Here is a 24,965-nt window from a genome sequence, read left to right on the forward strand (position 1 = left end):
TGTTGGGCGGCCGCCCGGACCAGAGGGGAAATGGCGTAATGGCAACGGTAGACCGCTGGCTTCTGCCAGATGGCATCGAGGAAGTACTGCCACCTGAAGCGGCGCGCATCGAGATTGCGCGTCGCCAGGTGTTGGACCTGTTCCAGAGTTGGGGTTATGAACTGGTCGTCACCCCACATATCGAGTACCTGGAGTCGCTGCTTACCGGCGCCGGCCAGGACCTGGATCAGCGTACCTTCAAGGTGGTCGACCCGCAGTCCGGTCGCCTGATGGGTTTCCGTGCCGACTTCACGCCGCAGGTGGCGCGCATCGATGCCCACACCCTGCGCCGCGAAGGCCCGAGCCGCCTGTGCTACGCCGGCAGTGTGCTGCACGCCGAGCCGCGTGCGTTGTCGACTTCGCGCAGCCCGATCCAGTTGGGTGCCGAGTTGTATGGCGACGCCAGTCCGACCAGCGACGTCGAAGTGATCAGCCTGATGCTGACCACCTTGCAACTGACCGACGTTGCCGATGTGCACATGGATCTGGGGCACGTCGGTATCTACCGTGGCCTGGCTCGTGCCGCCGGCCTGTCGGGCGCGGTCGAGCAGCAGTTGTTCGATGCGCTGCAGCGCAAGGCTGTCGATGAAGTTCACGAGCTGACCGCCGACCTGCCGAAAGACCTGGGCAACATGCTGCGTGCCCTGGTCGAACTGTGCGGTGGTCGCGAAGTGCTGGCCGACGCCCGCGTCCGCCTGGGCCGAGCTCCGGCCAGCGTGCTGGCGGCCCTGGACGACCTGCTGGCGATCGCCGATCGCCTGGCGGCGCGTTACCCGGACCTGCCGCTGTACTTCGACCTGGGCGAGCTGCGCGGCTACAACTATCACACCGGCGTGGTGTTCGCGGTGTTCGTACCCGGTGTCGGCCAGTCGATCGCCCAGGGTGGACGCTACGATGACATCGGCGCCGACTTCGGCCGGGCACGTCCGGCCACCGGTTTCTCCACGGATTTGAAGACCCTGGTCACACTGGGGCGAGCGGAGGTCGTATTGCCTTCTGGCGGCATCTGGATGCCGGACAGTGGCGACGCGGCCCTCTGGCAGCAGGTCTGCCAGTTGCGCAACGAGGGCCAGCGTGTGGTCCAGGCACTGCCTGGCCAGCCGCTGAGTGCTGCTCTCGAGGCGGATTGTGATCGGCAATTGATTCAGCAAGACGGGCGCTGGCAGGTTCTGCCGCTGACCCATTGAGATTCTTCGCCGGCAATGGGCCGGCAACCAAGTTGCGTGAATGAGGACAAGTGTTATGGGTAAGAATGTCGTCGTCCTGGGCACCCAGTGGGGTGATGAGGGCAAAGGCAAGATCGTCGATCTGCTGACCGAACATGCTGCCGCCGTCGTGCGTTACCAGGGCGGCCACAACGCGGGCCACACCCTGGTGATCAACGGTGAGAAGACCGTTCTGCACCTGATCCCGTCGGGTATCCTGCGAGAAGGCGTACAGTGCCTGATCGGCAACGGCGTCGTCGTCGCGCCGGACGCCCTGATGCGCGAAATCACCAAGCTCGAAGAGAAGGGCGTACCGGTTCGCGAGCGCCTGCGCATCAGCCCGGCTGCTCCGCTGATCCTGTCGTACCACGTGGCGCTGGACCAGGCCCGCGAAAAGGCCCGTGGCGAAGCCAAGATCGGCACCACCGGCCGTGGTATCGGCCCAGCCTACGAAGACAAGGTCGCCCGTCGCGGCCTGCGCGTGGGTGACCTGTTCCACCGCGAGCGTTTCGCCGCCAAGCTCGGTGAGCTGCTGGACTACCACAACTTCCAGCTGGTCAATTACTACAAAGAGCCGGCCATCGACTTCCAGCAGACCCTCGACGAGTGCATGGCCTATGCCGAGCAGCTCAAGCCGATGATGCTCGACGTCACCGCCGAACTGCACAACCTGCGCCGTGCCGGCAAGGACATCATGTTCGAAGGCGCCCAGGGCTCGCTGCTGGACATCGACCACGGCACCTACCCGTACGTCACCAGCTCGAACACCACCGCTGGCGGCATCTCCACCGGTTCCGGCGTTGGCCCGATGTACCTGGACTACATCCTCGGTATCACCAAGGCCTACACCACCCGCGTGGGTTCCGGTCCGTTCCCGACCGAACTGTTCGACGAAACCGGTGCTACCCTGGCCAAGCGTGGCCATGAGTTCGGCTCCACCACCGGTCGTGCCCGTCGCTGCGGCTGGTTCGATGCCGTGATCCTGCGTCGTGCCATCGACGTCAACAGCATCTCGGGTATCTGCCTGACCAAGCTGGACGTGCTGGACGGTCTGGAAACCATCAACATCTGCGTCGGCTACAAGAACGAGAACGGTGCGGTGATCGACGCGCCTTCCGATGCCGACAGCTACATCGGCCTGGAGCCGGTGTACGAAGAGATGCCAGGCTGGAGCGAGTCGACCCTGGGCGTGAAAGCCCTGGAAGAGCTGCCGCAGGCCGCGCGCAACTACATCAAGCGCATCGAGGAGCTGGTCGGTGCCCCGATCGACATCATCTCCACCGGCCCGGACCGCAACGAGACCATCGTGCTGCGTCATCCGTTCGCCTGATCTGCCTTCTGGCTGATCCTGCGCCGCAGCCCTGCAAGGGGTTGCGGCGTTTTTGTTCCTGGCTGCAGTGGTCTTTCGCGGGTAAGCCCGCTACCACGGTGCATCGGTCTGCTAGACCTTGGCGTATTTCCCTCCTGCTTCAGGCATGACCCTTGCTGTAAGAAGATTCTGTAGATGCCATCAAAGTAATGGCGCAAGAAACACGGGGGTTCAAACGTGTCTGCCATCCTCTCTCTGTTACGAAGCCGCCTCCTGCGGCCTGTTTTTGTTGCACTTGGTATCGCTCTTCTGGTGCAAGTCGTGGTCGCCGTCGTGCTGACCCGCAGCACCGTCACTGCGCTGGAGGCCGACCTGGGCGAACGCCTGGGCGCTGACAGTCGCAAGCTGGCAGGTGAGCTGGAGCAGGCCGGGCAAGATGTGCGCTCCGGTCTCGACAGCCTCTCGGCCAGTACCCGGCAACGCCTGAGCGCGGGGCTTTCCACGCGATTACAGAGCGAACAGCAACAGCTACGCACCACGCTGGAGCAAAGCCTCAAGGAGTCGGCCAACGATATGGCCGAGTTGCTGGCCTCGGTGGCACCGAGGGCGATCTGGGACAATGACGTCCCCACCCTATCTGACTTCGCTCGTCGCGCGCAGCGCAATCCCAACGTGTTGTTCGTGATCTACGACAACGCCGAGGGCGAGCACCTCACCCGTTACCTCAACCGCCAGAACCCGATCAATCAGGCGCTGATGGAAAAGGGTCAGGGCGAGCGGGCGCTGGACAAGGTGCTCGACGCTGCGCGCCGGGATCCATCGGTTTACTTCGTCGAGGCTTCGATCAGCCCCAATGGCGCCCAGATCGGCAAGGTACTCATGGGGGTCTCGACCGCCGCCGTCGATCAAGAGCTCAAGGCGCTCGACCAGCGCTTTGCCGCCCTGATCGCAAGTGGCGAGCAACTGGTCGGCGAGAGCCTCGGCGCTGCCGCGGCCGATAGCGGCAAGACCCTGCAGGCTCGTCTTGAGACCGCGCAGAACAGCGCCACTGCCATGCAGGCCAATACCGCGCAGACGGTTCGCGACGCGGCCGGCGAGCTGCGTTGGCGCATCGGCGTCGGCCTGGTGCTGGTCGGGCTTGGCGTGCTGTTGGTGGTTGCCGTGGTGCTGGGGCGACGAGTGGTCAGCAAGCTGCGCCTGCTCATCGCTGCCCTCGACGACCTGGCCGCCGGGGAGGGCGACCTGACCAAGCGTGTGGCGCTCGACAGCCGTGACGAGATAGGCGACATGGCGTCGGCGGTCAACCGCTTCGTCGACAAGCTTCAGCCGATCGTTCGCGAAGCCGGTGAAGTGGCCCAGCGTACCGGGGTGGAAATCGGCACCATGGCCCAGCGCAATGCGGGGGCCGATGCAGCGGCAGCGTTGCAGCGCGACGAGGTGGCGGCGAGTCTGCGCGACCTGTCGAGCATGGCCGACGAGGCTCAGGCCGAGAGCCACGCCATGCAGGCGGCGTTGCAGCAGGTCGTGGATATCCGCCAGGCTACCGACGAGAACAGTCGCGCTTCGACCCAGCTGGCCAAGCTGATCGAGAAGCTGGCGGGGGAAGTGGAAAGCGGCTCGCAGGTCATCGAGCGCCTCGCCAAGCAGAGCGAGCAGATCGAAGTGGTGCTGACCGTGATCCACGGCATCGCCGAGCAGACCAACCTGCTTGCGCTCAATGCGGCGATCGAGGCGGCGCGTGCCGGTGAGACAGGGCGCGGTTTTGCAGTGGTAGCCGATGAAGTGCGGGCTCTGGCAAGCAAGACGCAAAGCTCCACCGGCGATATCCAGGCGCATATCGTTGCCTTGCAACAGGGGGCGAAAGAGGCTGTGGCCACCATCGGCCAGGCGGGGCGCCAGGCCAGCGAAGGGCTGCTGGTGTTGCGTGATAACGAACGCCGCCAGCAGTCGGTGCAGGCGGCGGTGGAGCAGGTGCATGCCGCCATCGGCCTGGCGACTCGCGCCGCCGAGCAGCAAGCCAACGGCGCCCAGGCGGTGCGGGGGCGGGTCGAGAATATCCACGCGCAGGCAGAGCGCTCGGCCGAAGTGGTGATGCAGACCACGGCCAGCAGCAAGGTGCTGGATGATCTGGCGGCGCAGTTGAGGGCGAGTCTGGGGCAGTTCAGGGCTTGAGCAGGCGTCAATCCAGATAGGCAGGAGATATCGGTGAATCGCCCGGGGGCGCCAGCATTTTTGTTACGCTGTGCTTGTATCGTCAGCGCCAAGGTGCCGAACCGACCAGGCTGGCGACGGGATAAATACCGCGCGGTAGTATTCGTTAACGTTGTGGCGAATTGATATCGCTCAATGTCCGGCTGTTGCAGCTCCGCTAGGCTCGCACCTTCAGGGGGGCGGCTGCAGCAGCTTCTCATTCATGGAGAGAATAATAAATGCAATGGATGGGCGACATGCTGGCGGCGGTTTATGACGCGCGCGATACGCAAACGTTGTTGGAAGAGGTCAAGGCAGCCGCGCGCCGTCTGGGCTTCGATTACTGTGCTTATGGCCTGCGCACGCCGCTGCCTGTCACCAAGCCGCGGATCGTCATGCTCAGCAACTACAGCCGGTCATGGTGTGATCATTACCATGCCAATGGGTACCTGCTCCTTGACCCGACGGTCCGCCACTGTCAGCGCTCGATGCAGCCAGTGGTCTGGGGCGACGAAGTATTCGCCGACGCTCCGCAGTTGTGGGATGAGGCACGGCAGGCCGGTCTTCGCCACGGTTGGGCGCAATCGTGTCTGGAGGGGAGCAAGGGAGGGGGGATGCTGACCCTGGCGCGCTCTGGCGAAGGGATCGGCGCATGTGAGTTGCGTGCCCATGAGACGCGGATGCGCTGGCTGGCGAATGTCGCCCACCAAGGCTTCTCGCGGCTGCTCTCGGACTCCTGGCAACCGCAGCCGCAGTCCCCGCTTTCCGAGCGTGAGCGCGAAGTGCTGCGTTGGGCTGCCGATGGCAAGACGCTCAACGAGGTTGCCGACATCCTCACCTTGTCGATTGAAACGGTGAAATTCCACACCCGCAATGCCGGCGCCAAACTGGGCGCTGCGAATCGTACGGCAGCGGTAGCGCGGGCGGCGCTTCTGGGGTTGCTGGCCTAGCGCGAACGCCCTGCGCTTATGTGCAGAAGTACCCTGCCAAATAGTGCAGTTTTGCTATCACCCTACTTCGAGTCGAATACGCGTCCTTTCCACATTGGCCGGAGGACGCGAGATGGAAATCGTCGTTGGAACACAGCAGGAGCTGGGGCAGGCGCGCTTGCTGCAGATGGACCGTTACCGTTATCGGGTATTCGTCGACACCCTGGGGTGGGAGTTAGCGTGTGATCCAGGTCGCGAGCGTGATCAGTTCGACCATGACGAGACGCTCTATGTGCTTGCCTGCAATGATCAGGAGCAGGTCATAGGCACGGCGCGTGTGCTGCCTACCAACCAACGCTACCTGCTTGCAGAAGTATTCCCGCAGTTGATGGGCGATCAGACACTGCCGTGTGATTCGCGGATCTGGGAGCTGTCGCGTTTCTCCGCCATGGATTTTGGTCTGGCCGGGCGGACCTCTGGCGGCCAATTTTCTTCCGTCGTCGCCACGCAGTTGCTGGATGCCGTGTTGCGCTGTGCGGCCGCTCGGGGCGTGCGGCAGTTGATCACCGTGTCGCCACTAGGCATCGAGCGATTGCTGCGCCGTGCAGGCTATCGCGCCCGTCGAGCCGCGGCGCCGGTGCGCGTGGGCGACCAGTGGCTATTCGCTTGCTGGATCGACGTCCCGACCCAGGCCTGCACAATTGGGGAGGTTACAGATGTCGCGGACTATCGTTCAATCCACCGCGCCGCATGAACCCCCCTGGCTGCGGCCTGGACACCATCTCTTGAAAGGACTTCTCCATGGATAACATTCTGGTCGTAATCGGTCATCCTGACTTGAGCAGCTCGCGGGCCAATGCCGCCATCGTCGAAGCCCTGCAAGGTAGCAATGTCACGCTGCACCCCCTGTCGGCCGCACTGGGCAGCAATGGCTTCGACATTGCCGCCGAGCAGAAGCTGCTGTGTGCCCACGAACGCATCGTGCTGCTGTTCCCGCTGTACTGGTACTCGTGCCCGGCGTTGATGAAGCGCTGGATCGACGATGTCTTCACGCCCGGTTTTGCCTATGCGCGCGGTGGTGACAAGCTGCAGGACAAGGAGTTTCTGATCGTCACCACCGTCGGGGCGCCAGCGTCCGGCTACCGTGCGGGCGGGTTCAACCGTTTTACCCTGGATGAGCTTCTGCGACCGCTGCAGCAGACCGTCGCCTACGTGAAAGGTCATTACCTGCCGCCGATTCCGTTGTTCGAGTCGGTGTTCATCGCCGATGAGCCGCTGGACGAGTCGGCGCGTGAAATCGCGGGCTTGATCACCAGCCGCCAGGAGTCACCCGACGAGGCCTACGAGAAGCTCCTGCTCAAGGCCGAATTGGCTGCCATCGCCCTGCTCCAGCAATGACAGGGGCATGCAGATGATGCCCGCGGCCCTGATTTGCGCCCCCAAGGATGTTCGCCTGGTCGCCGAGCTCGCGCAGCTGGATTTCCTGCACTGCGCTGCGGTGCGCATCGGCGGGCGCGTCACGGCCCTGCAGGCATACTGCGCGATGACTGCGCATATCCCGGCGTGGCTCTCTGCGGCTTTTCGCCTTCGTGACTTCGTTTCCCGCCGGTTCCGTGTGGCCGACATCCATGGTTTTACACCCCGAACGGCCGAGCGGGAACCTGCGGTGGGCGAGCGCCTCGACTTCTTCACGGTGGAGGCGATCGATGCGCATCGGCTGGTGCTCACTTCGCGCGATACGCACTTGGCGGTCATGGTCTGCCTCGATCTCACGCCCGCAGGCGAGGGCGTGCAGCGCTTGAGCGTGACGACCTCCGTCCAGCGGTACAACGCCTTCGGAAGGCTTTACATGATCCCGGTCGGCCCTGCTCACGGCCCCATCGTCAAGCGCATGCTGAAGAACGCTGTGCTCGCCTTCCCCGTCGAACCCTATTAGGTAATCAACATGGAACGTCAGTTACCCCTGACTCCACAGGTCTTGCACAAAGGGACTGTGGACGACGTACTGCTCTGCGGATTTCAGGATCTTCTGCCGGCTCGTCTGACCGTCGAAGAGACCAACTTCCTGCTCGAACATCTCGATGAGCGCGGGTGTGCTGCGTTGGGCGTCCTGTATCGCGACGACGCTCAAGGTGGCCGGGTGCTTGCCAGCATTCCCACCACACTCGGGCAGGAAGATTTCGACTCCCTCGACAGTTTCGAAATGAATGCCCAGGCCTACTATGCCTTGCACGAGGGGGGCTACCGACTGTCCGCTGCGTGGCTACCGCGTCAGGTCGAGTGCTACCTGCAGAAGCGTTTCGGGTTGCCGGCAGCAGATCCGGCGTTGGTCACTCAATTGGCCGACACGCTGCACGCGCTGCCGGGTTGGACACGTGCCAACCTGTCGTCGTACGGCCTGATGAACGACACCAACAACTACTTTTTCTACAACAAGCCCCATGAACACGTGCCTGGCCTGATGCTGATCGAAGTGGCTCGTCAGGCGATGTACCACTATTTCTATAGCCATTCGGGTTACCGGCGCGGTGAAATCTCGATCTCGATCGAAGACTTGTCCGTCTCCTTCAATAACTACACCGAGTCCACCTATGCGGTGGAGGTTGTGGTCCAGCACAGCGCTGGCGAGAAGCGCGCCCTGCCCCGGACGGTGGACAAGACCGCGATGTTCTTCCAGAACGGTAATCTGGTCACCACGCTGCGCCTGCGTGGCAGTGCGATCAAGATGCCGCTGTTCAAGCGCATGCGCACGGTCAACTTTCCGGAGAGCCACTGGTTCGCCCCCTCCAACCGCGTGTTGCCGCAGGTTTTGTTGCACACGGCGCGCGGCACGGCAGTCGAGGGGGTGCTCGAGCATGTTTCACTGCGGGCGGTGAGGTTTCGCATGGAGGAAAACGCGCAGGCCCATGAGGTGGTGCAACTGTCCATCTATGTGCGGGACATGGGTTTTCTGAGCTTTCCGATCGTCGAGTGCCGACCTTCACAACAGGCCGCGGTGCAACTGGCCGTATTCGCCAAGCTTGATCGCGCCACGCTGTCGACGCTCAAGGAAGTCATCAAGTGCCACTGCTTCCACGAGCCCTTGCAGGAACTGTCGGTGGCTGCCCTGGCAAGCAATGATGCCCAGGGCGCGCCTTGCAATGATCGGCAGAGCGGGTAACCGGCGTGGCCTCGGGATACCCGCTGACGCGCCAGTCCATCACCCTCGGACGACACCTGAACCTGAAGAACCGTGTGTACTTCGCACCCATGGGTATCGATCTGGGTCGTGAAGGTTGCCTGACGCCGCAGATGCTGACCTTCTACAAGGGCATCATCGATGGAGGCTGCGCCATGGTGGTATTGGCCAACTCCGCAGTCGATGCATCCACACGGCTGCACGAGGGAGGGTTGTGCCTGTACGAGCAGCGTCACGTCCACCACTTGGCGCCGCTGATCGACTACGGGCGGGAAAATGCCTGCCCCGTGGTCGTGCAATTGCAGCACTACGGCAGCCAGGGCGATCTGGCTCGCAGTGGCGGAGTTCTACTGGCGCCCAGCCGGGCAGTGGGTAGTCGAAGTCGTCGCGGCACGAGGGTCATGACTCACGAGGATGCCCGCAGCGTCTGTGCCCAGTTCGCCCATGCAGCACGTCTGGCGCAGCAAGCCGGCGCCCGCATGGTGCAATTGCAGGCCTCCAATGGCTACCTGTTGAGCAGCTTTCTCTCGCCCTACAGCAACCGGCGAACGGATCGCTACGGCGGCTCGCCGTTGCGCCGGGCCCGCCTGCTGCTGGAGGTCATGGACGCGATCGTGGAGGCAACCCAGGGCGGCATCGACATCTCCGTTCGTCTCGGGATCGATGATTGCCTGGGTGACAAGGGGCAGCAACCGGCCCTGCTCGAGCAGGTGGTGCCTGCGCTGGAGCGTGCAGGCGTGGCGGCCTTGATGTGTTCGGCGGCAATCAAGGAGACGTTCCATTACATGCTGCGCGCCGATCCGCGTGTGCACGCCATGCTGGTGCATGGCGTGAAGCACATCCGCGAACTGACGTCGCTCCCGGTCGGCTTTGCCGGCTTCACTGGCTCGCTGGCTCAGGCCGAGGCCTTGCTCGAGCTGGGCGTCACTGACCTGGTGGGCATGAGTCGTGCCCTGTTCGCTGACAACGACCTGGTGAACAAGTCGTTGCAGGGCAAGCCGGGAAGTGTTCATGCCTGTCGATTCGAGGGCAACTGTTTCCGTGACAAGAGCAATCCCCAGCTGGATCGCGTGTACTGCTGCGTCAATGACCGGTACAAGCGGCCAGCCTCTATTCGATATGACTAAGGAGAGTCCAGATGCAGTTTCAGGGAAAGACCATCGTTGTCACCGGTGGCAGCAGTGGTATCGGCCTGAGCATTGCCCGGCGGCTGAGCGAGGAGGGGGCGCGCGTCGTTGTGCTCGGCCGCAGCCTGGAGAAGGGGCGTTCGGCGCTTGAGCAACTGGGCGCGCAGGCCAGTTTCATTCCGTGCGATGTAGCTGAGCCTGGCGCGGTGCGCGATGCCTTCGCCGAGATCGAGGCGCGTTTCGGCGGACTCGACCATGCCGTCAATGCCGCGGGTATCACTGCACCGTATGCGCAGGTCGCCGACCTTCAGGTACACGACTGGGAGCGGGTCGTGCGTATCAATCTGAACGGCCCATTGTATTGCCTGCAACATGAGTTACGGTTGATCGCCAGGAAGGCAGGCGGCTCGATCGTCAATCTGTCCTCCTGCGCGGGGGTGATGGCCATGCCCAACCAGGCTGCTTATGTGGCGAGCAAGGCAGGGCTCAACGCCCTGACCCAAGTGGTGGCGATGGAGAATGCCTGCGACCGCGATGGGCGCCATGCAGTGCGTGTCAATGCGGTAGCGCCAGGGCCGATTCTTGGCGGGATGAACTCTCCGCAGCGGCTGGCGGCCAATCCTGCGGGCACCGAGCGCAAGATCAACGCTACGGTCATGAAGCGCTTCGGCGAGGCAGGCGAGGTGGCTGCTGCAGTGTTGTTCCTGCTTGGCGACGGCGCCAGCTACATGACTGGCAGCGTGTTGAGCGTCGATGGCGGCTACCACATCGGCAAGTTCGAGTGAGGCACTGATGGCTCACATATTCATTACGGGCGTCAGTTCGGGCATCGGGCTGGCACTGGCCAGGTTACACCTGGAGCGGGGCGATGAGGTCTGGGGTATTTCGCGACGGGTACCAACGGCGCTGCTGGAGCATCCACGCATGCATTTCCGGGCGCTGGATCTTTGTGCGGGCGAGGCTGTCCAGCCTGTTCTGCAGGCCTTCATCGGTGAGACGGCATTCGAAACGGCCTACCTTAATGCCGGAACATTCGGTAGCGCGCCGGAGCTTGCAAGCAATACGCCAGTGGAATCCTTCCGCTCGGTGCTGGAGCTCAATCTGGTAGCGGTGAAATGGGTGCTTGACCTGCTGCTGTGCCGACAGGCCAAGGTTAGCCAGGTGGTGTTCTCGGCCTCGGTTTCAGGCATTCGTCAGCGCGCAGGCATGCTTTCCTACAGTGTCTCCAAAGCCGCCCTCAACGCCCTGGCCAAGGTCTACCAGCTGGAGAATCCGCAGGTGTTTTTTGCGGTGCTGGGGTTATGCAATGTCGCCACCACGGTGGCGCAAACCATCCTGCAGGCCGACGAGCGCTTTCCCGAACTGGTGGCCTTGCGAGAGCGCTCGACGCAGCCGGGGTACATCGTCAGTGCGCAACAACGCGCCGCGCAAATCGTCGAACTGCTTGGACGACGTCACGCGATCGCGCTGCAATCAGGACAATTCTACGAAGTCAGAGCGCTTCTTGAACGCATGCACATGGAGGTTTGCCAATGAATCAATCCCGTTACGCCAACATCGTCCGCATCGGCGCGATCTATGACATCGTCGCCACCCTGCCATTTGCCGTTCCACTGCTGAGTGCCTGGGCATTCCAGCTTTTTGCCGGGCTCGATGCCTGGCTTGGCCTGGGTACGTCCTTCAGTGTGCTCGACCCAACCTCGATGTTCTTCATCAATCTAGGCGCCCTGGCTTATGTCATCTGGGGTGTGGCGCGCCTGCGCGAACCTTCGGTGGCCAATGGTCGGCTCGATGCGCTGTTGCGTCTGTTGGTCGTCGGTCTGCAGATGGTGGCTCTGAGCCAGGGAGCGACGCCGATCCTTTGGGGGCTGGCGGTGGTTCTTTCGGTTTTCGCGGTATTGCAGTTGCGCAGACCGATCCATGCCGTCAGTGCCGGACCGGAAAAACGCGCGCTGGGCTATTGAATGGCTGGGCCCGGGCTGCCTGCGCCCGGGCCTCGATGCTACGCCTTGTTCAGGTACATCCGTGTCGTCAGCAGGTATACCGGCAGTCCCGATACCAGGATCAGCAGCGCCGCGTAGGGCGCTGCGGCCGCGAACTCGACATTGGCAGTGTGCGCCCAGACTTCCGTGGCCAGGGTGGTCATGCCGGTCGGGCTGAGCAGCAAGGTCGCGGTCAGCTCCTTCATGGCATCCAGGAACACCAGTGCGAAGGCCGCAGCCAGGGCCGGGAAGATGATCGGTAGCGTGACCCGGCAGAATGCCGCGAAGCTGCTGGCGCCCAGGGTGCGGGCGGCTTCCTCGAGCGTTGGCGAGGCCTTGTTCAGCGCTGTGCGCACTGGCGCCTGGGCCAGCGGCAGGAAGAGCAGGGCGTAGGCCAGGATCAGCAGCGCAGTGGTCTGGTAGAGCGCTGGCACGTAGTGCAGGGCGAAGAACACCAGGGTTAGTGCGATCACCAGGCCGGGAAGCGCATGCAGCAGGTAGGGCAGGCGTTCGGCCCAGATCGCCAGGCGGCCCTTATAGCGCACCACCAGGAAGCTGATCGGCAATGCCAGCACTACGCAGAAGCCAGCACCACCAAGCGATACCGACAGGGAGGTGAGCAAGGCCTTGCCGATCGCCGCCGCCGGGAAGGCTGCCGACGAGCCGACACTCAGCCAATAGCCAAGCATGGCCAGCGGAATGCCGCTGCCCAGCACCGCCAGCCCGAGACAGAACAGCTGTGCCGGCAGGCTCCAGCCTTTGAGGCGCAAGGGCTGTGCCCGACGCGCCACGCCCTGGCCGATGCGCACGTGGCGGGCCTTGCCGCGCACGCGCAGCTCCAGCCAGAGCATCACCAGGCACAGTGCGAGCAGCACAGCCGAGAGCATTGCGGCGTTGGCGTTGCTGAACTCCAGTTCGAACTGCTGGTAGATCGCCGTGGTGAAGGTCTGCAGGCCGAGGATCGACAGTGCGCCGAACTCCACCAGCATGTGCAGGGCGATCAGCAGCGCGCCGCCGAGCATGGCGGGCCACAACAATGGCAGGGTGACCTTGAGGAACACGCTCCAGCGGCTGCAACCGAGGGTGCGCGCCGACTCCTCCAGCGAGGTGTCGAGGTTGCGCAAGGTTGCCGCCACCGGCAGGAACACCAGCGGATACTTCGACAGCGCCATGACCAGGATCGCCCCGCCGAGCCCTTCGAAGTCCGAGCTCAGCGACACCCAGGTAAAGCTGCTGACGAACGAAGGTACGGCAAACGGCAGGCACAGCACCACGCCCCACAGGCGGCGCCCGCGCAGGTCGCTGCGTTCGAGCAGCCAGGCCAGCGCCAGGCCGACCACCATGCACACCAGGGTGACCCCCACCATCAGCAGCAAGGTGTTGCGCAGCAACCCCCACACGAAGGGGCGCCAGAGCAGGCGCAGGGCTTCATGCAAGCCGGCTTCCCAGGCCTTGATGGCGACATACAGCAGTGGCAGCAGGCTCATCGCCACCAGGAACAGCACAGGCAGCACCACCCACACGGAGGGGCGCTTGCGGCGTGGCACGAAGCGTACCAGGGCCGGATCGGGCGCGGCGGCAGTCATCAGAGCAGACCGACCTCACGTTCGAGCTCGATGGCTTCTTCGGCATTGCCAAGGTCGGCCGGGCTGATCTTCGGTGGACGCAGCTCTTCGAACGGCTTCAGGCCGCGGTCGGAGACCATGCCTTTGTGCAGGGGATATTCGGCGGTGGTCTGGGTGATCACGCGCTGGCCTTCTTCGCTGGCCATCCAGTTGAGCAGTGCCTGGGCTTCCTTGGGATGCTTGCTGGCCTTGACGGCCGCAGCGCCGGAGATGGTCACCAGGTTGCCGGCGTCACCGTCGGCCAGGTAGTAGAGCTTGGAGTCGAGCTTGCCGCGCTCGCGCTCCAGGGCGTACCAGTAATAGTTGTTCACCAGCACGGCAGCGACTTCGCCTTTTTCCACTGCTTTCAGTGCAACCATGTTGTTGGTGTAGGTCTTGCCGAACGCCTTCAGGCCGGTCAGCCATTCTTCAGTGGCTTCGCGGCCATGCATCTTGAGGATGGCGACGGCCTGCTCCTGGAAGGCGCCACTGGTCGGCACGTAACCGACGCGGCCATCCCACTCGGGATCGGCAAAGTCCATCACGGTGGTGGGGAGGTCTTTCTCGTCGATCTTCTTCGGGTTGTAGACCACCACGCGGGTGCGCGCGGTCACGCCCAACCAGGTGCCGTTGGCGCCCACGTATTCCTTGGGCAGCATGTCCAGCGTGGCGTCGTCGATCTTCGCCAGCAGGCCCAGTTCGCCCAGGTTGTTCAGTGGCGGGGATTCTTCGGTGTAGATGATGTCGGCGGGCGAGCGCGCGCCTTCCTCGATGATCTGGCTGGCCAGCTGATTGCTGCTGCCCTTGCGGATATTGATGTGGATACCGGTCTTGGCCTCGTAGGCCTTGGCGATGGCTTCGCCGATTTCCTTGTGCTGGCCGTTGTACATGGTCAGCGTGACCGGTTCGTCTGCCAGGGCGGCCGGCGCGCCAATCACCAGGCCCAGGACAGCGGCGGCCAGGGTGCGCATCAGCGGTTTCGGGCGGATCGTCATGCGGGTACTTCCTCGCTTACGGCTACATATTTCGAAACAATGGTAAACGAAATCGTTTCTCATGTGGCCGTATGAAGGCAAATAGTCGAGGGGAGGCGGATGCGGGGCAGCGGGGGGGGCAAAAAACGCAGGCAAGAAAAAACCCACTAGCAAGCTAGTGGGTTTTTATATGGTGCCCAGGAGAAGACTCGAACTTCCACGACCGTTAAGTCACTGATACCTGAAACCAGCGCGTCTACCAATTCCGCCACCTGGGCAAAGCTTTTACATCTACTGCATGAAACTTGAATCGTGTTGCTGAATGACAGAAAAACCTGCTATCTATCACTCGAAATATTTGGTGCCCAGGAGAAGACTCGAACTTCCACGACCGTTAAGTCACTGATACCTGAAACCAGCGCGTCTACCAATTCCGCCACCTGGGCACACATTTTGTCGAGGTCACATGATGCTTTACATCAGGTTTCATCTCAACTACAACGTCGGCTGTCCGTCGTTGTGGTGCGCACTATACGGATGCCCCTGAGGGCTGTAAAGCCCCGGATCGAAAAAAATTTCAAAAAATTCAAGTTGTTGATTCCAGTGACCTAATGCCGCTGCCGGGGTGCCCCGCAGGGGCTGTCCAAGGCAAAGATTTCCGGTTTCAATACGCCTATGCCAGAATTCCTATCTATATACCCCAAGGTGAACCCCTTCTGATGGCCGATTGGCAATCCCTCGATCCCGAGGCCGCTCGCGAAGCGGAAAAATACGAGAATCCCATCCCCAGCCGTGAGCTGATCCTGCAGCGCCTTGCCGACCGTGGCGAACCCGCCGCACGCGAGGAGCTGGCGGCAGAGTTCGGTCTGTACGAAGAAGACCAGATCGAGGCCCTGCGCCGCCGTCTGCGCGCGATGGAGCGTGATGGTCAGCTTATCTATACCCGGCGCGGCACCTATGCCCCGGTAGACAAGCTCGACCTGATCTGCGGCCGCGTCTCCGGCCACCGCGATGGCTTCGGCTTCCTGATCCCCGACGACGGCAGCGAAGACCTGTTCCTCAGCCCTGCGCAGATGCGCCTGGTGTTCGACGGCGACCGCGGCCTTGCCCGCGTGTCCGGTGTCGATCGCCGTGGCCGCCGCGAAGGCGTGCTGGTCGAGATCATCTCCCGCGCCCATGAAAGCGTGGTTGGCCGCTACTTCGAAGAAGGCGGCATCGGCTATGTGACCCCCGACAACCCGAAGATCCAGCAGGAAGTGCTGGTGACTGCGGGGCGCAACGGCGGCGCCAAGATCGGCCAGTTCGTCGAGATCAAGATCACCCACTGGCCGACCCCGCGGTTCCAGCCGCAAGGTGATGTGGTCGAGGTGATCGGTAACTACATGGCGCCGGGCATGGAGATCGATGTCGCCCTGCGCAGCTACGACATCCCCCACGTCTGGCCCAAGGACGTGATCAAGGAAGCGCGCAAGTTCCGCTCCGAAGTCGAAGAGAAGGACAAGGAAAAGCGCATCGACCTGCGCCACCTGCCGTTCGTCACCATCGACGGCGAGGACGCCCGCGACTTCGACGACGCCGTCTATTGCGAGCCGCTGGGCAAGCTGCGCCTGTTCTCCGGCGGCTGGCGCCTGTACGTGGCGATCGCCGACGTTTCCAGCTACGTGCGCCTGGGCTCGGCCCTGGACGTCGAGGCCCAGCAGCGTGGCAACTCGGTGTACTTCCCCGAGCGTGTGATTCCGATGCTGCCCGAGGAACTCTCCAACGGTCTGTGCTCGCTGAATCCGCATGTCGATCGCCTGGCCATGGTCTGCGAGATGACCATCAACAAGGCCGGCCAGATGGTCGACTACCAGTTCTACGAAGGCGTGATCCACTCCCATGCGCGTCTGACCTACAACAAGGTCAGCAGCATGCTCGAGCACTCCCGCACCCGCGAGGGCAAGGCCCTGCGCGAGGAGTACAGCGCGGTACTGCCGGACCTCAAGCACCTCTACGCGCTGTACAAGGTGCTGGTCGATGCCCGTCACACCCGTGGTGCGATCGACTTCGAAACCCAGGAAACCCGGATCATCTTCGGCGAAGACCGCAAGATCGACGAAATTCGTCCGACCGTGCGCAACGACGCCCACAAGCTGATCGAGGAATGCATGCTGGCGGCCAACGTCGCCACTGCCGAGTTCCTGCAGAAGCACAACGTGCCGTCGCTGTACCGCGTGCACGATGGTCCGCCACCGGAGCGCCTGGAAAAACTGCGCGCGTTCCTTGGTGAGCTGGGTCTGTCGCTGCACAAGGGCAAGGACCCGTCGCCGAAGGATTACCAGGCCCTGCTGGCGAGCATCGCCGGGCGCCCGGACTTCCACCTGATCCAGACCGTCATGCTGCGCTCGCTGAGCCAGGCGGTGTACAGCACCGAGAACAACGGCCACTTCGGCCTGAACTACGAGGCGTACACCCACTTCACCTCGCCGATCCGTCGTTACCCGGACCTGTTGGTGCACCGCGCCATCCGCAGCGTGATCCGCTCGAAGATCGACACCCCGCATGTGAAGCGCGCTGGTGCGATGAGCATTCCCAAGGCGCGGATCTACCCGTACGACGAGAACAGCCTCGAGCAGATGGGCGAGCAGTGCTCGATGACCGAGCGCCGCGCCGATGAAGCCACCCGCGACGTGGTCAACTGGCTCAAGTGCGAATACATGCGCGACCGCGTGGGTGAGACTTTCCCAGGCGTGATCACCGCAGTGACCGGCTTCGGCCTGTTCATCGAGTTGACCGACATCTATGTCGAAGGCCTGGTGCACGTCAGTGCGCTGCCGGGCGATTACTACCACTTCGATCCTGTGCACCACCGCCTGGCCGGTGAGCGTACCGGTCGCAGCTTCCGCCTGGGCGACACCATCGAAGTGAAGGTGATGCGCGTCGACCTCGAGCAGCGCAAGATCGACTTCGAACTTTCCGAGGCCGCGATCAAGGCACCGGGCGGCCGCAAGCCGCGTAGCGAATCGGCTGACGCCGGCAAGCCTGCGACCACCAAGGGTGCGGCCAAGTCCGAGCCGGCAGCGGCCACCGAGGCGAGGATCTCGCCCAAGCCGCGCAGCCGCAAGAGCGAAGCTTCTGAAGCCTACTTCCCGAAAGACGCCGTGCAGCGTAACGCCGAAGTGCGCAAGAGCCGCGAGATGAAGAAGGCGCTGATGGGGGATGCGCGGCAGCACACCAGCAGCAAGGCCGAGAAGGGCAGCAAGGCTGCGGGCAAGACCAAGCATCGCAAAGGCCCGTCGAAGTCCGGCGCGCCACGTAAGGGCAAGAGCGGCAAGTCATGAGTCAGCTGGAAAAAATCTACGGCGTACATGCCGTGCAGGCGTTGCTGCAGCACCATCCCAAGCGGGTCAAGCAGATCTGGTTGTCGGAAGGGCGGAGCGAGCCGCGTCTTCAGGCGCTGCTGGCGCTGGCTGCAGAAAACCGCGTTGCGGTCGGTCAGGCCGAGCGCCGTGAGCTGGACGCCTGGGTCGAGGGCGTGCACCAGGGTGTGGTCGCCGAGGTGAGCCCAAGCCAGGTGTGGGGCGAGGCGATGCTCGAGGAGTTGCTCGAGCGCACCGAGACGCCGCCGCTGATCCTGGTGCTCGACGGTGTCACCGACCCGCACAATCTCGGCGCCTGCCTGCGCACCGCCGATGCTGCGGGCGCAACTGCCGTGGTGATTCCCAAGGACAAGTCGGCCACGCTGACAGGCGTGGTGCGCAAGGTCGCCTGTGGCGCTGCCGAGGTGATCCCGCTGGTGGCCGTGACCAACCTGGCGCGCACCCTGGAGAAACTCCAGCAGCGCGGCCTGTGGGTGGTCGGCACTGCTGGCGAAGCGGAGCAGGAGATCTACCAGCAGGACCTCACCGGTCCGCTGGTGATGATCATGGGCGCAGAAGGCAAGGGCATGCGCCGCCTGACCCGTGAGCATTGCGACTTCCTGGTGAAGCTGCCGATGGCTGGTAGTGTCAGCAGTCTGAACGTCTCGGTGGCGACCGGGGTGTGTCTGTTCGAGGCGGTGAGGCAGCGTCAGGCCAAGCGTTGAGAGCCTGAAGCGGCGGGTTCCTTTCGCGGGCAAGCCCGCGAAAGCATCACCGCCGCGTTCACATATCCCGCCAATATGTTTCCGACTGTTCAAATAATCGCCAATCACCTTGCTTGTCCAACCCGCCTTCTCTACAATTGCGCCCCTTGCCGAGCTGGCAGGCGCGCATGTGCCTCCTCTCAAGCAAGACATACAGTGTCATTCACTCCTTGTCTGACCAGATTCGCTGGCAGACTACTAACCCGTAAGGAGCATTCATGCGTCATTACGAAATCATCTTCCTGGTTCACCCGGACCAGAGCGAGCAAGTCGGCGGCATGGTCGAGCGTTACACCAAGCTGATCGAAGAAGATGGTGGCAAGATCCACCGCCTGGAAGACTGGGGCCGTCGTCAACTGGCCTACGCAATCAACAATGTTCACAAGGCTCACTACGTGATGCTGAACGTTGAGTGCACCGGCAAGGCCCTGGCCGAGCTGGAAGACAACTTCCGCTACAACGATGCCGTTATCCGTAACCTGGTCATCCGTCGCGACGAAGCCGTTACCGGTCAGTCCGAGATGCTGAAGGCTGAAGAGAACCGCAGCGAGCGCCGTGAGCGTCGCGAGCGTCCTGAGCATGCTGACTCCGCCGATGGCGACGACAGCAATGACAGCGACTCCAGCGATAACGCTGACGAGTAATCCACGGACCTTTAGAGGAGCCTATTAAATGGCACGTTTCTTCCGTCGTCGTAAATTCTGCCGCTTCACTGCTGAAGACGTGAAAGAGATCGACTTCAAAGATCTCAACACCCTGAAAGCTTACGTATCCGAAACCGGCAAGATCGTTCCAAGCCGTATCACTGGTACCAAAGCTCGTTATCAGCGTCAGCTGGCTACCGCTATCAAGCGCGCCCGCTTCCTGGCCCTGCTGCCCTACACCGACAGCCACGGCCGCTGAGACCGGGTCGTCGACAAGTAGTAAGGGATAGGCATGCGAGCGTTGGCTGATTTCATCATGCGCGGTCGTGTGCAGGCCACTGTCGTGGTGGCTGGTTGTGCGGCATTGCCGCTGTTGTTCTGGTTGAGTGCCGCCGCCGGGAGCCTGGTGTTCCTGCGGCGTGGTTTCAAGGACGCATCCTCGGTCATCGTGTGGGGCATCTTGCCCGCGCTGGCCTGGTGGATCTTCGGTGAGCCGCGCACCTTGATGGTGCTGCTGGGGACGCTGGGGCTGGCTGCGCTGTTGCGCGCCGGGCACTCCTGGAACCGGGTGCTGTTGTCCAGCATCGCCTTGGGCCTGTTGTACGGTGTCATCCTCGGTTCAGTGTTCCGCGAACCGATCGAAGCTCTGGCGCGAGCGCTTGAAAAAGCCCTGCCGCAGATGCTCGACGGTCTCTACCAGCAGTTGTCGGTGGAGGAGCAGGCACACCTGGGGGCACTCATCGTACCGGTGCTCAACGGCCTGATTGCAGCTTTGCTGCAGGTCGTCAGCGTTCTGGCCCTGATGTTGGGCCGGTACTGGCAGGCCGCGTTGTACAACCCGGGAGGTTTTGGCCGCGAGTTTCAAGCGGTGCGGATTCCCCTGGTGCCGGCACTGGTGCTGCTGGCGTGCATGGTGTTCGGGCCGAACTTCGGTTCCGCCGTCGCCTTGCTTACGCCGCTGTGCAGTGTGCCGCTCATGTTCGCGGGCATTGCCCTGCTGCATGGGCTGGTGGCCCAGAAACGCTTGGCCAGGTTCTGGCTGGTGGGGTTGTACGTGACGCTGGTGCTGTTCATGCAGCTGACCTATCCGTTGCTCGTGGTCTTGGCCATTGTCGACAGCCTGATTGATTTTCGCGGTCGCCACTCCCCCAAGGGGAATGATTCCGCGAACGGTGAAGGTTAAAAGTTAAGAGGTTTTACCAAATGGAACTGATCCTGCTGGAAAAAGTCGCCAACCTGGGCAACCTGGGCGACAAAGTAAAAGTTAAGGCTGGTTACGGCCGTAACTTCCTGCTGCCATTCGGCAAGGCCACCGTTGCCAACGCCGCTAACCTGGCTGCATTCGAAGAGCGTCGTGCAGAGCTGGAAAAAGCCGCTGCCGACAAGAAAGCTTCGGCTGAAAGCCGCGCTGCCCAACTGGCCGAGCTGGAAGTGACCATCACTGCCACCGCTGGCGACGAAGGCAAGCTGTTCGGTTCGATCGGCACCCACGACATCGCTGATGCCCTGACCGCCTCCGGCGTTGAAGTGGCCAAGGCTGAAGTTCGTCTGCCGAACGGCACCATCCGTCAGGTTGGCGAATACGACGTAGCTGTGCACCTGCACAGCGACGTTGAAGCCACCGTACGCGTGGTCGTCGTAGCTGCCTAAGCTGCGCTGACTGACTGGCCCCTTGCGGGCCAGCCGGTTAACATCGGGCACGGTCCTGTTTTTCAGGCCGTGCCCTTTGTCTTTTTGAACCCCCCAGAATTCTTGCGTGGCCATGAACGAGATTACCAATCCCGAACAGCTCGACCTGCAAACCGCTGCCCTGAAGGTGCCGCCGCATTCCATCGAAGCCGAACAGGCTGTGCTCGGTGGCTTGATGCTGGATAACAACGCCTGGGAGCGAGTGCTGGACCAGGTGTCCGATGGCGATTTCTACCGGCATGACCACCGTCTGATTTTCCGTGCCGTGCACAAGCTGGCCGATGCCAACCAGCCGTTCGACGTGGTCACCCTGCACGAGCAGTTGGACAAGGAAGGCCTATCGACCCAGGTCGGTGGTCTGGCGTACCTGGCCGAGCTGGCCAAGAACACTCCGTCGGTGGCCAACATCAAGGCCTACGCCGCGATCATCCGCGAGCGGGCGACGCTGCGCCAATTGATCAGCATCAGTACCGACATCGCCGACAACGCCTTCAACCCGCAAGGGCGCAACGCCGAAGAGATTCTCGACGACGCCGAGCGGCAGATCTTCCAGATCGCCGAGGCGCGGCCCAAGACCGGTGGCCCGGTGGGGGTCAACGAGCTGTTGACCATGGCGATCGACCGTATCGACACCTTGTTCAACTCCGACAGCGACATCACCGGTGTTTCCACCGGCTTTACCGACCTGGACGAGAAGACCAGCGGCCTGCAGCCCGCCGACCTGGTCATCGTCGCCGGCCGTCCGTCGATGGGCAAGACCACCTTCGCCATGAACCTGGTCGAGAACGCCGTGTTGCGCAGCGACAAGGCTGTGCTGGTGTTCTCCCTCGAGATGCCTGGCGAATCGCTGATCATGCGTATGCTCTCGTCGTTGGGTCGCATCGATCAGACCAAGGTCCGCTCCGGCCAGCTCGACGACGATGACTGGCCGCGCCTGACCTCGGCGGTCAATCTGCTCAATGACCGCAAGCTGTTCATCGACGACACCGCCGGTATCAGCCCCTCGGAGATGCGTGCACGTACCCGCCGCCTGGCGCGTGAGCATGGCGAGATCGCGCTGATCATGGTCGACTACCTGCAGCTGATGCAGATTCCGGGCTCGGCCGGCGACAACCGGACCAACGAGATTTCCGAGATCTCGCGCTCGCTCAAGGCCCTGGCCAAGGAGTTCAACTGCCCGGTCATCGCGCTGTCGCAGCTCAACCGCTCCCTGGAGCAGCGCCCGAACAAGCGCCCGGTCAACTCCGACCTTCGTGAATCCGGAGCGATCGAGCAGGACGCCGACGTGATCATGTTCGTCTACCGTGACGAGGTGTATCACCCCGAGACCGAGCACAAGGGCGTGGCGGAAATCATCATCGGCAAGCAGCGTAACGGTCCGATCGGTTTTGTACGCCTGGCGTTCATTGGCAAGTACACCCGCTTCGAGAACCTGGCGCCGGGCATGTACAACTTCGACGACGACGAATAACCCCCCAGAACTGAATCGGCCCCCCTGTGGGAGCGGGTTTACCCGCGAATGCGATGTTGAACCCGCCATCGCATTCGCGGGTAAACCCGCTACCACAGGGGGGCGATGTTTTTCTGGGCGATCACTATGATTCCGACCACCACCGTCGGATTTGGTCAAAATTTGTGCTATATTCCGCGCCCGCGATTTCCCTGCACACCAGAACCGGTCACTGACATGCAAGCAGCCAAACCACTCTACGACTATCCCAAGTACTGGGCCGAATGCTTCGGGCCAGCGCCTTTCCTGCCGATGAGCAGGGAGGAGATGGATCAGCTCGGCTGGGATTCCTGCGACATCATCATCGTGACCGGTGACGCCTACGTCGACCACCCATCGTTCGGCATGGCCATCATCGGCCGCCTGCTGGAAGCCCAGGGCTTTCGCGTCGGTATCATTGCCCAGCCGAACTGGCAGTCCAAAGACGACTTCATGAAGCTCGGCGAGCCGAACCTGTTCTTCGGTGTCGCGGCCGGCAACATGGATTCGATGATCAACCGTTACACCGCCGACAAGAAGGTGCGTTCCGACGACGCCTACACGCCTGGTGGCCTGGCCGGCAGCCGTCCGGACCGCGCCAGTCTGGTGTACAGCCAGCGCTGCAAGGAAGCCTACAAGCACGTGCCGATCGTGCTCGGTGGCATCGAGGCCTCGCTGCGCCGCATCGCCCACTACGACTACTGGCAGGACAAGGTCCGCCACTCGATCCTGGTCGATGCCAGCGCCGATATCCTGCTGTTCGGCAACGCCGAGCGGGCGGTGGTCGAGGTTGCCCAGCGCTTGTCCAACGGCGAGAAGATCGAGTCGATCACCGACGTGCGCGGCACCGCGTTCATCCGCCGGGACACCCCCGAGGGCTGGTACGAGATCGACTCCACCCGCATCGACCGTCCGGGCCGTGTTGACAAGATCATCAACCCCTACGTCAACACCCAGGACACCCAGGCCTGCGCCATCGAGCAGGCCAAGGGCGAGGTGGAAGACCCGAACGAAGCCAAGGTCGTACAGATTCTCGACAGCCCGCGCATGACCCGCGAGAAGTCGGTGATCCGTCTGCCATCGTTCGAGAAGGTACGCAACGACCCGGTGCTCTATGCCCACGCCAACCGCGTGCTGCACCTGGAAACCAACCCAGGCAACGCCCGCGCCCTGGTGCAGAAGCACGGTGAAGTGGACGTGTGGTTCAACCCACCACCCATTCCGATGAGCACCGAGGAAATGGACTACGTGTTCGGCATGCCCTACGCGCGCGTCCCGCACCCGGCCTATGGCAAGGAGCGCATCCCGGCCTACGAGATGATCCGCTTCTCGGTGAACATCATGCGCGGCTGCTTCGGCGGCTGTACCTTCTGCTCGATCACCGAGCACGAAGGCCGGATCATCCAGAACCGCTCCCACGAATCGATCCTGCACGAGATCGAGGAGATGCGCGACAAGGTACCGGGCTTCACTGGCGTGGTCTCTGACCTGGGCGGGCCGACCGCCAACATGTATCGCATCGCCTGCAAGAGCCACGAGATCGAGAAGCACTGCCGCAAGCCGTCATGTGTGTTCCCGGGCATCTGCGAGAACCTCAATACCGACCACAGCTCGCTGATTTCGCTGTACCGCAAGGCGCGTGCGCTGCCGGGGGTGAAGAAGATCCTCATCGCCTCGGGCCTGCGTTACGACCTGGCGGTCGAGTCGCCGGAGTACGTGAAGGAGCTGGTCACCCACCACGTCGGTGGCTACCTCAAGATCGCCCCGGAGCATACCGAGCGTGGTCCGCTGGACAAGATGATGAAGCCGGGTATCGGCAGCTACGACCGCTTCAAGCGCATGTTCGAGAAGTACTCGAAGGAAGCGGGCAAGGAGCAGTACCTGATCCCGTACTTCATCGCTGCGCATCCTGGCACCACCGACGAAGACATGATGAACCTGGCCCTCTGGCTCAAGGGCAACGGTTTCCGCGCCGACCAGGTGCAGGCGTTCTACCCTTCGCCCATGGCGTCGGCCACGGCCATGTACCACTCGGGCAAGAACCCGCTGCGCAAGGTTACCTACAAGAGTGAGGGTGTGGAGATCGTCAAGAGCGACGAGCAGCGCCGCCTGCACAAGGCGTTCCTGCGCTACCACGACCCGAAGGGCTGGCCGATGCTGCGTGAAGCGCTGACCCGCATGGGGCGCGCCGACCTGATCGGCCCGGGCAAGCACCAGTTGATCCCGCTGCACCAGCCGCAGACCGACAGCTACCAGAGCGCCCGTCGCAAGAACTCGACGCCGGCTGGCAGCCACAAGGTGGCCAAGGAGCAGAAGATCCTCACCCAGCACAACGGCCTGCCGCCGCGTGCCAGCGATGGCAGCAAGCCGTGGGACAAGCGCGAGAAGGCCAAGGCCGAGGCATTCGCCCGCAACCAGCAGGCGGCCAAGGAGCGCAAGGAAGCGGCCAAAGGCGGCAAGGGCAACAAGAAGCCGCGCCAGCCAGTGATTCCGCGCTGACCTCC

21 protein-coding genes, 2 tRNA genes and 2 pseudogenes are annotated in these 24,965 nt (G+C 62.8%); 21 read left to right on the top strand and 4 right to left on the bottom strand.

What is annotated here, in order from left to right:
- The first annotated feature begins 38 nt into the window (after positions 1 to 38).
- The 13 genes and pseudogenes from ACNFHO_RS20445 (at position 39) to ACNFHO_RS20505 (ending at position 11,941) form a co-directional block, all read left to right on the top strand.
- Positions 39 to 1,226 (top strand): ATP phosphoribosyltransferase regulatory subunit, encoded by a 1,188-nt coding sequence (locus tag ACNFHO_RS20445; protein WP_063546403.1) that lies wholly within the window; start codon positions 39 to 41, stop codon positions 1,224 to 1,226.
- A 55-nt stretch (positions 1,227 to 1,281) separates the two neighbouring features.
- Entirely contained in the window at positions 1,282 to 2,574 is a 1,293-nt protein-coding gene (locus ACNFHO_RS20450; protein ID WP_054893188.1) for an adenylosuccinate synthase, read from the top strand.
- Positions 2,575 to 3,606: 1,032 nt separating this feature from the next.
- Positions 3,607 to 3,819, top strand: a pseudogene (locus tag ACNFHO_RS20455) (methyl-accepting chemotaxis protein); the annotation flags it as partial.
- Between the two features lie 390 nt (positions 3,820 to 4,209).
- Positions 4,210 to 4,725: pseudogene (locus ACNFHO_RS20460) on the top strand (methyl-accepting chemotaxis protein); the annotation flags it as partial.
- A 257-nt stretch (positions 4,726 to 4,982) separates the two neighbouring features.
- The gene (locus ACNFHO_RS20465; protein ID WP_372821942.1) at positions 4,983 to 5,693 is read left to right on the top strand and encodes an autoinducer binding domain-containing protein; all 711 of its coding nucleotides are present in this window, start codon (positions 4,983 to 4,985) and stop codon (positions 5,691 to 5,693) included.
- A 112-nt stretch (positions 5,694 to 5,805) separates the two neighbouring features.
- Positions 5,806 to 6,426: an acyl-homoserine-lactone synthase gene (locus ACNFHO_RS20470; protein ID WP_372821943.1), complete on the top strand. Its 621-nt coding sequence runs from the start codon at positions 5,806 to 5,808 to the stop codon at positions 6,424 to 6,426.
- 47 nt (positions 6,427 to 6,473) lie between these two features.
- Positions 6,474 to 7,070: an NAD(P)H-dependent oxidoreductase gene (locus ACNFHO_RS20475; protein ID WP_054893190.1), complete on the top strand. Its 597-nt coding sequence runs from the start codon at positions 6,474 to 6,476 to the stop codon at positions 7,068 to 7,070.
- 16 nt (positions 7,071 to 7,086) lie between these two features.
- The gene (locus tag ACNFHO_RS20480; RefSeq protein ID WP_323453395.1) at positions 7,087 to 7,608 is read left to right on the top strand and encodes a DUF2867 domain-containing protein; all 522 of its coding nucleotides are present in this window, start codon (positions 7,087 to 7,089) and stop codon (positions 7,606 to 7,608) included.
- A gap of 9 nt (positions 7,609 to 7,617) precedes the next feature.
- Positions 7,618 to 8,832 (top strand): AfsA-related hotdog domain-containing protein, encoded by a 1,215-nt coding sequence (locus ACNFHO_RS20485; RefSeq protein WP_416767174.1) that lies wholly within the window; start codon positions 7,618 to 7,620, stop codon positions 8,830 to 8,832.
- Positions 8,833 to 8,837: 5 nt separating this feature from the next.
- On the top strand, positions 8,838 to 9,977 hold the full coding sequence (locus tag ACNFHO_RS20490; protein WP_063546395.1) for an NADH:flavin oxidoreductase: 1,140 nt from the start codon (positions 8,838 to 8,840) through the stop codon (positions 9,975 to 9,977).
- A gap of 11 nt (positions 9,978 to 9,988) precedes the next feature.
- Positions 9,989 to 10,762, top strand: a complete 774-nt coding sequence (locus tag ACNFHO_RS20495) for an SDR family NAD(P)-dependent oxidoreductase (protein ID WP_414154376.1) — start codon at positions 9,989 to 9,991, stop codon at positions 10,760 to 10,762.
- A 7-nt stretch (positions 10,763 to 10,769) separates the two neighbouring features.
- Entirely contained in the window at positions 10,770 to 11,513 is a 744-nt protein-coding gene (locus tag ACNFHO_RS20500) for an SDR family NAD(P)-dependent oxidoreductase (protein ID WP_416767175.1), read from the top strand.
- A complete protein-coding gene (locus ACNFHO_RS20505) occupies positions 11,510 to 11,941 on the top strand; it encodes a hypothetical protein (protein WP_416767176.1) in 432 nt (143 codons plus the stop codon). Before ACNFHO_RS20500 ends, ACNFHO_RS20505 begins: the two co-directional genes overlap by 4 nt.
- 38 nt (positions 11,942 to 11,979) lie before the next feature.
- On the opposite strand, the gene ACNFHO_RS20510 is transcribed toward ACNFHO_RS20505, so the two are convergent.
- The 4 genes from ACNFHO_RS20510 to ACNFHO_RS20525 form a co-directional block, all read right to left on the bottom strand.
- Complete coding sequence (locus ACNFHO_RS20510) at positions 11,980 to 13,545, bottom strand: ABC transporter permease (protein WP_416767177.1); 1,566 nt, start codon at positions 13,543 to 13,545, stop codon at positions 11,980 to 11,982.
- Positions 13,545 to 14,558 carry an extracellular solute-binding protein gene (locus ACNFHO_RS20515; protein ID WP_416767179.1) on the bottom strand — a complete coding sequence of 338 codons (1,014 nt, stop codon included), beginning with the start codon at positions 14,556 to 14,558 and terminating at the stop codon, positions 13,545 to 13,547. The genes ACNFHO_RS20510 and ACNFHO_RS20515 overlap by 1 nt, the downstream gene beginning before the upstream one ends.
- A 170-nt stretch (positions 14,559 to 14,728) precedes the next feature.
- Positions 14,729 to 14,815: transfer RNA gene (locus ACNFHO_RS20520), tRNA-Leu, on the bottom strand.
- A gap of 81 nt (positions 14,816 to 14,896) precedes the next feature.
- Positions 14,897 to 14,983: transfer RNA gene (locus tag ACNFHO_RS20525), tRNA-Leu, on the bottom strand.
- A gap of 273 nt (positions 14,984 to 15,256) precedes the next feature.
- Here ACNFHO_RS20525 and rnr point away from each other — a divergent pair.
- From rnr to ACNFHO_RS20565, 8 genes are all read left to right on the top strand, one after another.
- Positions 15,257 to 17,857, top strand: a complete 2,601-nt coding sequence (gene rnr, locus ACNFHO_RS20530; protein ID WP_054893198.1) for a ribonuclease R — start codon at positions 15,257 to 15,259, stop codon at positions 17,855 to 17,857.
- Entirely contained in the window at positions 17,854 to 18,600 is a 747-nt protein-coding gene (rlmB, locus tag ACNFHO_RS20535; RefSeq protein WP_063546384.1) for a 23S rRNA (guanosine(2251)-2'-O)-methyltransferase RlmB, read from the top strand. The genes rnr and rlmB overlap by 4 nt, the downstream gene beginning before the upstream one ends.
- 257 nt (positions 18,601 to 18,857) lie before the next feature.
- Positions 18,858 to 19,283 carry a 30S ribosomal protein S6 gene (gene rpsF, locus ACNFHO_RS20540; RefSeq protein ID WP_029612766.1) on the top strand — a complete coding sequence of 142 codons (426 nt, stop codon included), beginning with the start codon at positions 18,858 to 18,860 and terminating at the stop codon, positions 19,281 to 19,283.
- Between the two features lie 28 nt (positions 19,284 to 19,311).
- Complete coding sequence (gene rpsR, locus ACNFHO_RS20545) at positions 19,312 to 19,542, top strand: 30S ribosomal protein S18 (protein WP_003249563.1); 231 nt, start codon at positions 19,312 to 19,314, stop codon at positions 19,540 to 19,542.
- Between the two features lie 33 nt (positions 19,543 to 19,575).
- A complete protein-coding gene (locus tag ACNFHO_RS20550; protein ID WP_054894539.1) occupies positions 19,576 to 20,466 on the top strand; it encodes a hypothetical protein in 891 nt (296 codons plus the stop codon).
- A 20-nt stretch (positions 20,467 to 20,486) separates the two neighbouring features.
- Complete coding sequence (gene rplI, locus ACNFHO_RS20555; RefSeq protein ID WP_003249568.1) at positions 20,487 to 20,933, top strand: 50S ribosomal protein L9; 447 nt, start codon at positions 20,487 to 20,489, stop codon at positions 20,931 to 20,933.
- 112 nt (positions 20,934 to 21,045) lie between these two features.
- Complete coding sequence (gene dnaB / locus ACNFHO_RS20560) at positions 21,046 to 22,443, top strand: replicative DNA helicase (RefSeq protein ID WP_054894540.1); 1,398 nt, start codon at positions 21,046 to 21,048, stop codon at positions 22,441 to 22,443.
- Positions 22,444 to 22,659: 216 nt separating this feature from the next.
- Complete coding sequence (locus tag ACNFHO_RS20565) at positions 22,660 to 24,960, top strand: YgiQ family radical SAM protein (protein ID WP_063546380.1); 2,301 nt, start codon at positions 22,660 to 22,662, stop codon at positions 24,958 to 24,960.
- The last annotated feature ends 5 nt before the right edge of the window (positions 24,961 to 24,965 follow it).

This window comes from Pseudomonas sp. NY15374, from assembly GCF_048068255.1.
In the GTDB taxonomy this organism is placed as follows: domain Bacteria; phylum Pseudomonadota; class Gammaproteobacteria; order Pseudomonadales; family Pseudomonadaceae; genus Aquipseudomonas; species Aquipseudomonas machongensis.